Origin of the sequence: Pseudoalteromonas luteoviolacea (assembly GCF_018100925.1) — a bacterium.
In the GTDB taxonomy this organism is placed as follows: Bacteria; Pseudomonadota; Gammaproteobacteria; order Enterobacterales; family Alteromonadaceae; genus Pseudoalteromonas; species Pseudoalteromonas obscura.
In genome coordinates, this window is the sequence record NZ_JAGJEH010000002.1 from 100,642 (window position 1) to 114,482 (window position 13,841).

Below are 13,841 nucleotides of genomic sequence, written 5' to 3' on the forward strand. Positions count from 1 at the left end.
TTTAAGTGACAATAAGGATGTAGTTTTATATGTTCAGTAATACAGTCTTAAATAGCTGGCCGTCAAATTGAAGGAGTCGAGAATGAAATTCGAACAATTACTGTCTCACCTTGATAGTGGTGTATGTGTCGAACAATTACAAAAAGAATCACTACTTGATATTGCACTCATGTCGCAGTGCGTTTGCGGAGAAATTACTCCCAGTGAGTTGAGTCATGTATTGCAGTGGGCTAACTCATTGCATTGGAGTGCAAGTGTTTCGTTAAATGAGTACGTAGATAATTCCATAAGTAAATGTTTACTAGCGCTTAGAGGCGATAGATTAGAGAGCTTCATTGAGTATCGTATGCAACAAATTGAGGATGCACCACTGAAGGAAACTGCTCAGTTTTTAGTAAATAAAATACAGGCGGCAAAATTAGAGAGCAATGAAGCTAATGCCTAAATGCTAGGCATTAGTTCAATTGTTAAGCTTTACAGTAACGGTGCTGAAGGTGGGATTTAAATATGCTGACGTCCAAACCTGTACCAGTTGCTTGAACCATTAAATCTTGAGTCGAGAGCAGGCTGGCTTTTTGCCATATTTGGGTGTTTAACCAATCATAAATCGGCTTGAGGTCTCGACTGTTGATCTGTTGAGGAATATTGATGGTTTTGGCCATTGTATGTTTGAACTGTGCCGCATACATGGCACCTAGAGTGTAACTCGGGAAGTAGCCAAAGCTGCCGTCAGTCCAATGAATATCCTGCATACAACCATCTTTGTAATTGTCTTTGGTAGAAATACCCAAAAGCTGTGACATTTTTAGATCCCACAGCTGCGGAATATCTTTACTTTGGATGTCGCCGTTAATCAAATCTCGTTCAATTTCATAACGTAAAATAACATGTGCAGGATAGGTGACTTCATCTGCATCTACACGGATCAAGCTTGGTTCAACACGCTGTAATTGTGCTATTAAATTTTGTGTTTTATTAATTGCTGCATACTTTGGGAAGTAGTGGCTTGCTCGATCGCTCAATAAGGCAATAAACTCTGGGCTTCTTGCAATTTGCATTTCATAAAAGAGAGATTGAGATTCATGAATAGCCATTGAGCGAGCCTTACCGACTGGTAACTTTGCGAGTGACTGAGGTAAGTTTTGTTCATAGCATGCATGTCCGGTTTCGTGGATCACGCCCATCATGGCATTGACAAATTCACTTTCACCATAGCGTGTAGTGATTCGCGTATCTTGGCTGGTACCACCACAAAAAGGGTGCACGCTAGTATCCAATCGGCCATGATTAAAGTTAAAACCAAGTAGTGCCATGAGCTCATGGGCGAGCAATTCTTGCTGCTCTACAGGATATTGAGCTGTGTGGTTAGGCGAGTAATCTTGTGCTGCGGTTTGAATCATTTGAGGCAACCAAGTAGCGACATCACCAAATAGCTGGTTCAGTTGCGTGCTGCACATTCCCGGCTCATAGATGTCTAGCATGGCATCATAGGGGGTCATTCTGGATGATGAAGCTCTGATCTGAGCTTCTTCTTGGCTCAAAGCAACCACAGGTTCAAAATTTTTTAGAAAGCCCTGCCAGTCATTCTCTTGTCGTTGTATGCGCCATTGATGCTCGCACTTAGCGCCAGCTAGGCTTTTGGCTTTTACTAGTTCAGCTGGTAATACGGTTTGTAGCTGCCACGTTCTGTGCATTTCTTTGACACTTGCCTGTTGCGTCGTGTCCAAATTTTCATCTTTGGCAAGTTCAAACAGCTCGGCCAAATGAGGCGCAGTATGTAATTTATGAAGGTGAACCGCGAGCTCCGCCATTGCCTCGGCACGGCTATCTGCTCCCCCAGAGGGCATAAAAGTGGCTTGATCCCAGCTGCAAATTGCTCTGAGATGTTCAAAATTATCAATGGATTGGTAATGCTCTAAAAGCTTTTTATAACTTTGCGTTGCCATTATTTAATTTCCTCGGCGACTTCTGCAATTTTCTGCCTTAACCAAACATGGCTTGCGTCCCGATGTAACAACGGGCTCCAAATCATATCTAGCTCAAATGGCGGGATTGGAAAAGGTGGTTCTAAAACGGCGAGTGAAGCGTCATCTCGATAAATATTGGCGGCTTTTGAGGGCAGTGTAGCAATTAAATTTTGCTCCTTTGCCAAGTGAATAGCGACATGATAATTACGCGTAAAAGTGGCAATATTTCTATGTTTGCCAAAGTTGGCCAAAGCTTCATCAACCCAGCCAAGTTTTTGCACATCTTCGGGGTTCATACCAACGCCAACGCCAAACCCTGTTTTACTTACCCAAATATGCCGTGCATTCAAATAGGCTTCTAATGTAAAGTCTTCTTTAATTGGATTATCTGATTTGACCAAGCAGCTAAAACTATCTTTCCAGATTTGTTTATGATGAAAAGATTGTGGTAGGTTTTCGAAACGGTTGATGGCCATATCTACTTTGCCATTTTCAACATCATGGAATGTTACGTCACTGGGCGTAAGTATATCGAGTGTTGTGTCTGGTGCCTCATTGTGTAGTTTCGCCAGCAGCTTTGGTGCCAAAGTGCTCGCAGCATAATCACTGGCCATAATTCGAAATACACGTTTACTTTGACTGGCTTCAAACTCTCTATTCGGTGCTAGCGTCTCTTCTAGAGTCATTAAAATACCGCGAATAACAGGTTGCAGCTCCAAAGCACGCTCTGTAGGCACCATTCCCTCACTGGTACGCACTAAAATGGGGTCATTGAATAAGTTTCGTAGCCGCTTTAGACCATTACTCATGGCTGGTTGTGTGATACTTAATTGATTGGCTGCACGCGTGACATTGCACTCTCGGAGAAGAGTATCCAAGTATACAAGCAAGTTAAGGTCAATTTTACTAATGTTCACAATGTTCCTTTCTTGTTATTGTGATTTCCAAACCGCTGGCATTGCGGATATGGATAAACGTGTTTTGTGATGTGTTGTCGTATGTCCCTTTGCATTTTTTGCCAATATGATGGCAATAAAAGCTCAGAGTGGAAGCGCTCAAATACCGCTTTGAGTTTAGGGTTTGTCAGCACAAATGTACACATTTGCTCTGGAAATACATCATTTGGTGCGCATGATGGTAAGCTTTGCCCCGAATACAAGTCATCAAGTGATGTTTTGGGCAATGGCTTGAATGTCATATCGGTGAGGTATTGTACTTCATCATAATCATAAAATATCACTCTATTATGACGGCTGACACCAAAGTTTTTTAACAGCATATCACCAGGGAAAATGTTTACCGACAGCATTTCTTTAATGGCATCACCGTAATCTCTAATAGCATGCTCAATTTGCTCGTCAGAGGCACTTTGTAAAAAAAGGTTGAGCGGGGTTATTCGTCGCTCGATATACATGTGCTTAATAATAATAAAGTCATCTTCTTGTGTAATATTGCTGGCGATTTTGCTTTCTATTTGTTGCAGCAGCATCGGTTCTATCAGCGCTTTTGGAATAACCACATTGGAGTACTCGAGTGTATCAGCCATTCTACCGACTCTGTCATGGTTTTTTACTAGCTGGTACCTTGCTAGTACAGTCTCTTTACCAAAGGGCTTGCTTGGTGAAAATTCATCTTTTATTACTTTGAATACATAAGGAAAAGAGGGCAGGGTGAATACAAGCATTACCATGCCAGGAGTACCAGGTGCGATAGAAAACTGCTCGTTGTTATTTTCTTGGTGGTTTAGAAAGTCTCGATAGAACTCGGTTTTACCGTGTTTGTGAAAGCCTATTGAGTTGTAGAGTTCCGCTCTGGTTTTACTTGGCATTAATTGGTTTAAAAAGCTCACCATTGCTGAAGGTGCGTGGGTTTCTACAAGGAAATAAGCGCGAGCAAAACCAAAGATCAGGCTCATTTGCGATGCATTGGTGATCAACGCATCTATTTTTAGCTTGCCATTTGGGTGGTGCAGCAATGCGATGATAAATGGCTGTACGCCTGAGCAAGAGACAACTCTTCCAACAATATAGGCACTCTTGTTACGGTAAAATGGCGATTTTAAGATATCAAATCGCATTCTGAAATGCTGGTGGTGAGTATTCGGTGCTTGTTTTAAAAAGGCTTTTTGTAATTGGCGAATATCTTGGCTCAGGTCCTGAAATTCAGCCTGCAGTTCTGCATCAGCAAACATTTGTTCTATGGTTTTTCTCATCCCTTCCAAAACAGGAAAGTAACTGCGGTATTCAGCTTCAACAGGCAAAAGTGGCTCGCCCTGCTTTGTGCTAGATACAAAGATAAAGTCATTGTTGAAATAGCTATGATGAAAAAGATGGCAAAATACTGAATTATAGAAGGTTTCCGCGAGTTCGGCTTGTGGGTGAAAAGTCAAAATTTGAATGTAGGCCTGTTTTACTTGGTGCCACAAATTGTCGCAAATATGGTTTGAAGGGAATTGCAGCTTTAAAATGTTGACTGTTTCTTGCACTCGCTGATCATAGTGGCTAATTCTAGACTTACTTATTCTTTCTATGGTGGCCCACTGTTGTGAAATGAAGGCTTGTGGAACTTGTGCCGTCATATTCTGAAACAGAGTATAGTGCTTTTTAAACCCGGAAATAATTAAAAAAGCGATATCTTGAGGGTCCATAAGTTATCCTTTTACGGTATAAAACATCCTATTATTAATCGTTATTAGGTGTACCTATGCGGGATGTGAAGCTAAATTATCAAGCATATTTGCTTTGATATTGTCCATACTTTAGCTTGGAACATTATGATTTGGCAAATATGAAAGGGGAGTGTCATACCAACTTCACGAAAGCTAAGTGTGTATTGCGCACTCTTGTTTGAAAACTTTATGCGATGGGCGGTGAGAATTTGGTCAACGATTACTCAAGTCGTTTGAGCTTTTTTTCAATTTGAGCAATTTCTTTATTTAGTACTTTTACTTTCTGTAAATAGTCTTTGTTTATCGATTTTAGCTGCTTTTTAACATCTTTTACGGTTGCTTTTCGGCGATCGTCATCCATCAATCGCGTGACTCTGCGTTGTTGCTTTCTTGCTGCTTCATCGCGTTTACGACCCAATATTGCTGCGTGTTGCTTTTTTGCACGCAATGCGTGTTTCAAATTACGAATAATCTGTTTGCGCTCTAATTGATTCAATGTTTTAAAATGCTGCTCTGATGGAACATTAGCTTGCGGATCAGAGTGTGTAAGAGTGTATTGTTGTGCGCTGTTGGAACAGGGGTGTTGGCTAAATATTGTGCTTTTATCTGTCATGCACTTGTAGTAGGTTACCGTGGTTTTGGCATTACCGATATTAGCAAAAAAGAATAAACACAATAAAAAAGTTAATTTCATAGCGACGTCTCCCTTTTATCACATATATCCTAACTATAGACGAAAATCATAATTGCAGGAAAGAATCATATTTAGGAGAAGTTAAAGCACCTAATTAAGGATTAGGTGCTTTTGCTGTAAACTTTTTGAGTGATTTAATACTGTGAACAAGAAAAGGAATATCCATTTTTTGCTCGATATGAAACCCTTCTTTAGCGGAAATTTGCTTGTGTCTACCATCGTGGTTGACCAATATTATTCGGTCTTTTTTATAAGTAATTAAAACACCTTGGGAGTAGTTTACTCCTTGGTTTAGTTCATTATTGCCTGAAACATTTCCGATCATAGTCTGTGCAGCCAGCTCTCTACAATTAAAGTGCTTATCAAGCAAAGTCACTAAAATATCGGTCCCTTGCATCAGGCCTTTATGATTTGCGAAATAAGGCAAGTTAGTATGCAGTGCTGTTTGTGTCACAATATCGCTACCGACAGGGTGCTCGACAATGATATACGCGTTTTTGTCGTCCAGTACTGGTACTTCGGAAGTAAAGTAAAAGTTCACTTTAGCGTCGGTAGTATGCTCATCGAGGTACTCAAAAGGGTTACCTTGGGCGATGGCAAGTACATTTTGCGTATTCCAAATAGGTGACAAGTGATTTTCAGTTATGGTGTTTCGATAATATGCTGGTAGTCCGTACACTAAATTAAAGTAGTGGTCGCTCGCATTTGTGGGCACCAGTACCTGTGAATGAGTTAGAAAATCGCCGTTGAGGGTTTGCTGTTTATCAGACGCCAATGAACTATTGAGGACAATAATATCGACAGGCGCAGCATTGAACTCGCATTGTGGCAAGCTGCTGGGAATTTGGAAGTGAGTGGTGGCGTTTTCTAAACGTACCGTTCTCGCTTGTTGATATTCGTTTAAATCTAATAACTCATGTCTTGCAAGTAGAGTTTTAGCTGTAGTTGGGTATGACAGCGGTAAAACATTATCCTGCTTTGTAATATCAAAATAGTTATTCGCGTCGGCCCAAACATGCATTAAATGGCTAGTGGCAAAGCAGGTTACTAGCAGTGCGGTTGCATATTTTGGAAATCGATACGATTTTAGCTTATCCAAATGACGCCAAGCATGATTGCCGACAATTAGCTCAAAGCTTAATATTGCAATAAAGCCGAGTAGGATTATCGCCGTTGTAAGCACAGAGAGTCCATTGATCATGCCAATCAGAAGAGAAATGATCTCTGGTAAAGATTGAACGCTAAGGTGATAGCCATGTTGATAGTACACAAACGCATCAAGACACAGCACTGATATGCCGAATGTTGCAATGATTGCCGCCATCCCTCGTATATGACGGGGGTAAGGGAATATCAAACTGAGAGGAAAAACGGTTAAGACAAAAGCACAAAATGTTATAAAGCTGGTATGGCTGATCCAAGTGACAAACATGTATACCCAGCCAATCATACTGCTTGGTGCTGCGTCTGCTGCCAAGTAAGCCAGTGCTATAACAAGCACTAGCCCAATATTGGCAAAGGTAAACCAGTGTCCCCAACTTAGCAGTTGACTCGCTTTTGAAGAAAAAGGACTATGTGGTGTTAAATTCATTCCGTTATTTTACCGATTGAGTAAGCGCCTTAGCAAAATTGTCAGCGACATCTTGTCTTTTACTCTCTGGCACATGCTCTTTTAGAATGTGCGTGATAGAATTTCCTAAACACATTAAACTTAAGTCGACAGGTGCTTTGTGCTCTTGGAGTACATTGATTAAACTATCAACAATTTGTTCTACTTGTTCATTGGAATATTTAGACTGAATTGGCATCGGTTGGTTCAAATTAATAGAGTTACAATTCTTCATATTCTAACACCAGAGGCGTTAAAAACAAAGATGAGCATTGAGGTGAAAAAGCTTGTTGTACATTATGTAGACAAGCAAGACGAAGAAACGCAAATCCATTTACGCGAAGATGAAATGATCATTAATGATCGGGTCAATGTTTTTATTGAACAGTTGCACCACGCATATAATGGAAAGCCAGGCAAAGGTTTCTGTGCATTTGATGGAGACAAAAACAGTACGGTAGCATCTGCCATGCAGAGCTATCGTAATAATGAGCTTGGTTTTTGGCACCTGACGCAACAGGCAACGGAAGTTTTAAAAGAAGAGCTAAATAAATATGCGTTTCATGAAACGGGCTATTTAGTTTTTTGTCATTATCAATATGTCGGTTGTGATTATATGCTAATTGCACAAATTAGTATAAAAGAACATTATTCGATCACGTCTGAATTAGATTTGGCCAGTTCGAGGCACTTGGATATTGCTCGTATGCAATTGGCAGCTCGAATCGATCTAACAGCATGGGATACTCAGGCAGACGAAAATCGTTATATCTCCTTTATTAAAGGACGCGCAGGCCGCAAGGTCGCTGACTTTTTCTTAGATTTCTTAGGGTGTGCAGAAGGAGTAGATCCCAAACAGCAATCTCAAACTATGCTGCATGCTGTAGAAGATTACTTGGCTGAACAGCAGTTTGAAAAGGCAGAAAAAGATGTGATCAGAAAGGAAGTGTTTGATTATTGTAATGACTGTATCAATAGTGGTGAAGATGCTGATATTGAAGGTTTATCAGACACTCTGTCGAAATCATCCGATGTGCAATTTGAAGACTTTTATAAAGAGCAAGGGTATGAATTAGAAGAATCATTCCCGCTTGATAAAAAAACCGTGACGGCCATGGTGAAGTTTTCAGGCATGGGTGGTGGTGTAAGCGTCGGTTTTGAACGAAAGCACCTAGGTGAGCGCGTGGTTTATGACCCAGTAAACGATACACTGACAATTAAAGGTGTGCCGCCAAACTTAAAAGATCAGTTAGAAAAGTATTCACAAGAAAATTAAAAAAGGCCTATGGGCCTTTTTTAATTTTTGACAAGTATCACTGATGAACTTAAGACTTACCGGTAACAACGAACTTGGCCAGTTGCTGGCCTAATTTGTCTGCCAATTTTCCCATCGCGTTGCTTTTTGCCGTGTCTTCAAAACTTGAAGCAGCTTTTACTTTGGCATTAAAGTGGGCTTTTTCTTCGCCTTGTTCAGTTATTACCAAATAGCTCTCAGCTAGACTGTAATATGTACCAGCCTTTTTCATGTCTTGCCAATCGACCCTAAATTTCAAAGTAAAGTCGGCATTCTTATCGGTGACCTTGATACCTTGACTAGAAAGGGCTTGAGCAAGCATGTCTCTGACTTTTTGATGCTTTTGACTATCGGCACTTATACTGAAGCTGACGTTGTTAAGCAAAGCATCCGCAGCATTTAGCTTTGCACGCACCGCGCTGGGTATGGCTACGTGAGCAGCTTGTAGCATCTGCAAGTAATTATTGTACTTGTCACGTTTAACACCGAGCTGCTTTAAAGCCACGGCATTTTTTAGTGCAAGGCTCTTGCTCTGAGTGCGGGCAAACTGGAAGTGGCTAATCTCATCGTCAATTGCACTAATCGATAATTCAGTTTGCATTACGGCTTCGGTACGGTTAAATGCAGCTAGTGCGTAGGCCGTTTTACTGTCGACACTGATATATTCATCTTCAATCTTGACGCCTTGCAACTGTATGTTGGGCACTTTTGACTGAATGTATTCATCGATATGAAAAGTCATCGACTTATTATCAGCTTGCTGCTTTATCGTTGTATTTGCAGAAATCGTGACGTTTAATTGCTTGGCAAGCGCTAACCGAGCAGACTCCTGCGCAGCAAGCTTGGCTTGTTGCATATCACCTGTGTTCTGAGCGTTACCAACGCCATATATCATATAACTTGAAGTCGGAGTCACAGTTATCCACTGTGGCGTTGTATTTTCCTTTACTTGCTTTGCCGAGTTGCTCTGACAGCCAGCAATCAGAGCGACACTAAACAGTGTCGCTACAAGGGGTTTAGAAGCCAAAACGCGAACGCTCCTGCAACTTTTGAATTTTCTTTTGTCCATTCCATACCTCACGGTTTGTAGTCATGTCTATCAATCGTAAGTCAACTTGATAGAAGGTCACGCGATCGCCGCCTTGCTCGTCAACAAATGAGTTGATAGTTCCTGAAAGAGCGTAATCAGCACCGTACTCTTGTCCCATTTCATTTTGAGTTTCTAAACTAGAGTTAAGCTCTTGATCTTTGCGTTCTTCACGTATTTCACGTCGAACGTCTTTATTGGCGACAAAGTCAGCCTGACCGCTACGCAATATTGACCGTTTTAGATCATTTAAAAAAGTATCAACAGCGATGTGTTGGTGTGATTTATTGCGTACCGATTGGATGATAATAGCAGGTTTAGATCCTTCTCTTTGTAAGTGATCGTTAACCCATGGGAAGCTCAGCATATCGTTTATCATGGCTTCAGCAACTAATTGAGAGTCCTTTGCATTCCATTTGTCAGATAATGCAACCTCTTGATTTGCATCTACTCTCTGTACTTTGGTTGATGAACAACCAGAAACAGCAAGTGTACAAGCCACGAAAAGCGGAGTGAGTTTTAGTAAGGTTTTATTACATTTCATAACAATTTTCCATTATAAAAAAGTTGATTCTGGTGTGGCTACACGCGTTTGCTCTAAAAAGGTGCGGGTATGCCAAAGCGTTATTTCATCCAAGACTTGGATCGTTTCTGACTGTTCGATCACCTGCCCAGATGTTAAATGTGTTTTTAATGTGATCACGTGCTTGCCCTTTGAAATTGGAAGTTGCACGTAATTAACTTGTGCTGGCAAAGATTGCCACTGTCTTAGATCAGCGGACGCAGTGACCGCATTGACAACGGATGTGGCAAATTTAGCAAAGCCGGAAAACTGAGAGTTTAATCCTGTTGCTGAAATCGCTTTTTGTGCAGTGAGTGCTTTGACCAGTTCTCTTGCAAGCGCAATTTGAATTTCAGAGTTCGCATTATTCAGTGCATCTTGCAGCGTCAGAAGGCTTACGGAGTAAATTTTATCCAAGTCGGCAATTTTTTTATTATTAACCCACACTTCTGAGCGCTTAATTTGTTGTTTCAGCGGTTCTAGGTAAGTTACAGAAATTCGGCTACCGTATTCCAAAGCGCTGATTAAACCAATATCTACCGCATCATCCCAGATTGGTCCGAGTGGAATTCGTTTGGTTAAGGCACCCATTGCGACATCACCAATATCGCCAGTTGCATAGTTTTGCATTAAATCAAATAAGCTGGTGTCAGCATAGAGCATTTGAAACCATCGCATTTGCGCTTGTTGTTCGTGCTGCGTGCCCCACAGTATGGGCGTCATGACTAACGCTTTTGCTTCCTTATCTGCGCGTAAAAGCAAGTTAAACTGCTTTCTTTGAGGGCCAATTCCAATATTTTGAAATATGTTTAACACAGGTTGAGGTTGCGTGCTTTTGGTTATGTTTAGCGTTTTTCGCAATGCGAAAACTTCACTGTCGTAGCCACCTGCTTGCTCCATAACGCGCAGTAGATCGCGCTTAATTTGTGAGACGATACTATCGCTAATAGCATACTGTTTGGCGAATCCTCCTTCAAATGCCTGTATCGCTCTTTGATATTGAATTCTTGCCGAGTCTAGCTCTTCACTGCGCTCAAATAAAATGCCACTGACATAGTGGGCAAATGCGTCATCTTTATATTCAATATCTTTGAGTAAATCGTTTGGCGCGAACAGTGGTCTTGTGATGTTATTAATTTGCTCAGTTAAGCTGTCTAAACCGGATGGTTGATCTTGGTCATCATAACCACCAGTTCTATCTTTCAACCCACTTAAGTAAGTATCAAGTTGGCGCATTTCAACGAGTGCAGAGTCCAAATAGGCTTGCCGGTCAATGTCACTCTGGTTGGCAAGTGCATTGTAATTGAGCGCTTTGTAAAAGTTGATCAGTGGTCGATGATATATTTTACCTGCATATGTTGTATAAGTGGGACCACTCACAAGTGCTAAAGCTCTCTCAGATACGCTGATTGTGTACTGATCCTCTATGATTTGCTGGGCTTCATTTAGCAGCTCGTTGCTGCGTTGATAATTACCTTGTAAGTGATTTAACATGCCAAGCTCTAGGTAATGTAACAATTTACTTTTACCTACAGGTGAATAATCTGTTCGAATAGCTTGCTTCGCCGATTCAAACTCCCCTTGCTGAGCGAGTAGGATAGCGCTTTTGTTTGCTGGTGTACTTTGGCATCCACTTAGCAGAAGTACATAAACTACTGTTAAGAAAGAAAAGTGCGACTTGAAATAAGTATTAACTTGCACGTTGACATCCATGACTTGTAAAAAACATGACAGTGACTATACCAATTAATTCAGTTATATTGTCAGCAAGTTTAAGATTTTTTTAGATTTTTTAAAGAATAAAGTTGTAAAAAATCGTTCTTACAATTTATTACTGTAATTAGCCCAGCCTTTTGTTAAATTTAAATCATCGCTTTAGGCAATTAATCTTACGAAGGAAAATACCATGAAACTTAAATCGCTACTTACAACTGTGCTTGTTACAGGGATCTTGGCAGGTTGTAGCTCAACACAAGATAAGTCTGCTTCTCAGTCAAAAGTGAATATCCCTGATTGGGTATTAAACCCAACGATTGAAAATGGTATCGCTGCTGCTGATTGTGTTAAATTCTCTGGTAATATTTCAATTGACCAAAAACATTCTGTGGCGAATGCTCGCTTAGCGTTAGCACAGCAAATCGAAACTCGAATTGAAGGTTTAGATAAGACATTTGCAAATCGCACAGATGCGAATGATGATACGACAGTAGGTTCGACATTTAGTTCAGTATCAAAACAATTAACTAAGCAAACGCTCAATGGTTCTCGTGTAAATAAAGCTGACGTTGTGGAAATTGGCGGTAAAGACTATTACTGCTCACTCGTGGTTTTATCACCGCAGCTTACTCACTCTCTATTTAAAGACGTAATTAAAGAGAGCAAAAAAGAGATCAATCCACAAGACGAAAAATTCTTGTATCAAGAGTTCAAAGCATATAAAGCAGAAAAAGATTTAGAAAAAGAAATTGCTAGATTGACCAACTAATAAAACGCGCCCACGGCGCGTTTTTGGCTTGTAAGGATTTTAAAGTGAAGAAAGTACTAGCATTGACAATCGCTTCTCAGTTTGTAGTAAGTACTGCTTTTGCAAGTACAGCAACACTTTTTGGTGAATTGTCGAAAGAGATGCAGGACTATGATAGCAAGAAGCAGTCAGGTCCTGAAACAACCTCAGAACAGTCTGAGTTTGAACAATTTAAAGCTCAGCTCTTAGGTGAATACGAAGAGTTTGTTGAACAGCACTTAGCTGAATATGATGCGTTTAGAGATACGTTGATCAAAGAGTGGGGTGAGGCTAAAATTGCGTCACAAAGTGAGTATGTTTCCTATTCTGAAGACAATCGTGCACGACTTGAAGTTGATTTTGAACGCAATGAAATTGTGTTGAGTATTCGTCATGAAGGAGAGGGCGCACCATCAAAGGCAGATGTAAAGCGTGAATTTGAACGCTTTAGGCAATCGGAAAATGCACTCATACAGAGCTTTTTTAGCGGAGAACAATCTTCTCTAGAAGAGGCAACTTATCAAGATTATGAAATTGATAGAAACTTGAAAGTCAGTGCCATTATCGACGCAAAAGCCAAGATAAAACAGCAGACGGTTGAACAAAAGCAATTGCTGGAAAAGAAGGCTGATGAAAAGCTCGCTTTGCCACAAACGAGCACTTCAGAGGTTTCAGATAAGCTTGCTGAAGATAAAGCAAAATTAGAGCAATTAGAAGTTAAGCGCATTCAAAACTTGGCGCAGTCAGTCAGACAGATAGCTGGTCAAAATGATGAAAAGGTAACTAAAGTTACCATCAAGCTTCCTCAGGGGAGTTTAGCTAAAAAAAGAGCCTCATCATACACAGACAATATTGCCAAGCACAGTGAGCGCTTTGAAGTGGATGCTAGTTTGGTATTAGCGGTGATGCATACTGAAAGTCACTTCAATCCACTGGCAAAATCACATATCCCGGCCTATGGCTTGATGCAAGTTGTACCGACAAGTGCAGGGGTCGATGTAAATCGTTTTTTGTTTAAAATTGATGAACCGATGAGCGCACCATATTTGTATGTCGTGAATAACAATATTGAAGCGGGTACAGCTTATCTTCATCTGTTAAACGATAGATATTTAAGTAATATCAAAGATCCGTTAAGCAGAAAGTACTGCATGATAGCCGCGTACAATACGGGAGCAGGAAATGTTGCTAGAGTGTTCAATTCAAATAACTCTAGGAATATTCGAGATGCAGCGAAGATCATTAACTCTATGTCTCCACAGCGCGTACTAGAAGCGTTGCAGACTGGCTTGCCTTACGATGAGACAAAGCACTATCTAAAAAAAGTACTAACGGCAGAAAAGCTTTATATATAGCAAATCTAAGAGTCGCATAGACTTTGCGACTCAACTCCATCTCTACCTCAGTTCCATCTCTATCTCAACGAGAAACAAATTCTCTCATATCATAAGGGCGAA

Annotated in this window: 13 protein-coding genes; 4 read left to right on the forward strand and 9 right to left on the reverse strand. The window is 40.6% G+C overall.

Annotated elements, in window-relative coordinates:
• Positions 1 to 82 precede the first annotated feature (82 nt).
• The gene (locus J8M00_RS03420; protein ID WP_211008952.1) at positions 83 to 445 is read left to right on the forward strand and encodes a hypothetical protein; all 363 of its coding nucleotides are present in this window, start codon (positions 83 to 85) and stop codon (positions 443 to 445) included.
• A gap of 22 nt (positions 446 to 467) precedes the next feature.
• On the opposite strand, the gene J8M00_RS03425 is transcribed toward J8M00_RS03420, so the two are convergent.
• The 6 genes from J8M00_RS03425 to J8M00_RS03450 form a co-directional block, all read right to left on the reverse strand.
• Positions 468 to 1,946: a carboxypeptidase M32 gene (locus tag J8M00_RS03425; RefSeq protein WP_211008953.1), complete on the reverse strand. Its 1,479-nt coding sequence runs from the start codon at positions 1,944 to 1,946 to the stop codon at positions 468 to 470.
• On the reverse strand, positions 1,946 to 2,884 hold the full coding sequence (locus J8M00_RS03430; RefSeq protein WP_211008954.1) for a LysR family transcriptional regulator: 939 nt from the start codon (positions 2,882 to 2,884) through the stop codon (positions 1,946 to 1,948). The genes J8M00_RS03425 and J8M00_RS03430 overlap by 1 nt, the downstream gene beginning before the upstream one ends.
• Positions 2,881 to 4,614, reverse strand: a complete 1,734-nt coding sequence (gene aceK, locus J8M00_RS03435; protein WP_211008955.1) for a bifunctional isocitrate dehydrogenase kinase/phosphatase — start codon at positions 4,612 to 4,614, stop codon at positions 2,881 to 2,883. The genes J8M00_RS03430 and aceK overlap by 4 nt, the downstream gene beginning before the upstream one ends.
• 241 nt (positions 4,615 to 4,855) lie before the next feature.
• Positions 4,856 to 5,329 carry a DUF4124 domain-containing protein gene (locus J8M00_RS03440; protein WP_211008956.1) on the reverse strand — a complete coding sequence of 158 codons (474 nt, stop codon included), beginning with the start codon at positions 5,327 to 5,329 and terminating at the stop codon, positions 4,856 to 4,858.
• A gap of 94 nt (positions 5,330 to 5,423) precedes the next feature.
• Positions 5,424 to 6,920, reverse strand: coding sequence for a DUF3413 domain-containing protein (locus J8M00_RS03445; RefSeq protein ID WP_211008957.1), 1,497 nt, complete (start codon positions 6,918 to 6,920; stop codon positions 5,424 to 5,426).
• A 4-nt stretch (positions 6,921 to 6,924) separates the two neighbouring features.
• On the reverse strand, positions 6,925 to 7,137 hold the full coding sequence (locus tag J8M00_RS03450) for a DUF1414 domain-containing protein (protein WP_023402177.1): 213 nt from the start codon (positions 7,135 to 7,137) through the stop codon (positions 6,925 to 6,927).
• Between the two features lie 66 nt (positions 7,138 to 7,203).
• On the opposite strand from J8M00_RS03450, the gene yejK reads away from it, so the two are divergent.
• Positions 7,204 to 8,214, forward strand: coding sequence for a nucleoid-associated protein YejK (gene yejK, locus J8M00_RS03455; RefSeq protein WP_211008958.1), 1,011 nt, complete (start codon positions 7,204 to 7,206; stop codon positions 8,212 to 8,214).
• Between the two features lie 49 nt (positions 8,215 to 8,263).
• Here yejK and J8M00_RS03460 read toward each other — a convergent pair whose 3' ends face one another.
• Genes J8M00_RS03460 through J8M00_RS03470 form a run of 3 tightly spaced genes read right to left on the reverse strand, consistent with a single transcriptional unit; the run spans position 8,264 to position 11,582 of the window.
• A complete protein-coding gene (locus J8M00_RS03460) occupies positions 8,264 to 9,259 on the reverse strand; it encodes an LPP20 family lipoprotein (protein ID WP_211008959.1) in 996 nt (331 codons plus the stop codon).
• Entirely contained in the window at positions 9,249 to 9,863 is a 615-nt protein-coding gene (locus J8M00_RS03465) for a penicillin-binding protein activator LpoB (protein WP_211008960.1), read from the reverse strand. Before J8M00_RS03465 ends, J8M00_RS03460 begins: the two co-directional genes overlap by 11 nt.
• 12 nt (positions 9,864 to 9,875) lie before the next feature.
• Positions 9,876 to 11,582 (reverse strand): hypothetical protein, encoded by a 1,707-nt coding sequence (locus J8M00_RS03470; RefSeq protein WP_348772540.1) that lies wholly within the window; start codon positions 11,580 to 11,582, stop codon positions 9,876 to 9,878.
• A 205-nt stretch (positions 11,583 to 11,787) separates the two neighbouring features.
• On the opposite strand from J8M00_RS03470, the gene J8M00_RS03475 reads away from it, so the two are divergent.
• Complete coding sequence (locus J8M00_RS03475) at positions 11,788 to 12,366, forward strand: LPP20 family lipoprotein (protein ID WP_023402172.1); 579 nt, start codon at positions 11,788 to 11,790, stop codon at positions 12,364 to 12,366.
• A 44-nt stretch (positions 12,367 to 12,410) separates the two neighbouring features.
• On the forward strand, positions 12,411 to 13,739 hold the full coding sequence (locus tag J8M00_RS03480; RefSeq protein ID WP_211008962.1) for a murein transglycosylase domain-containing protein: 1,329 nt from the start codon (positions 12,411 to 12,413) through the stop codon (positions 13,737 to 13,739).
• The last annotated feature ends 102 nt before the right edge of the window (positions 13,740 to 13,841 follow it).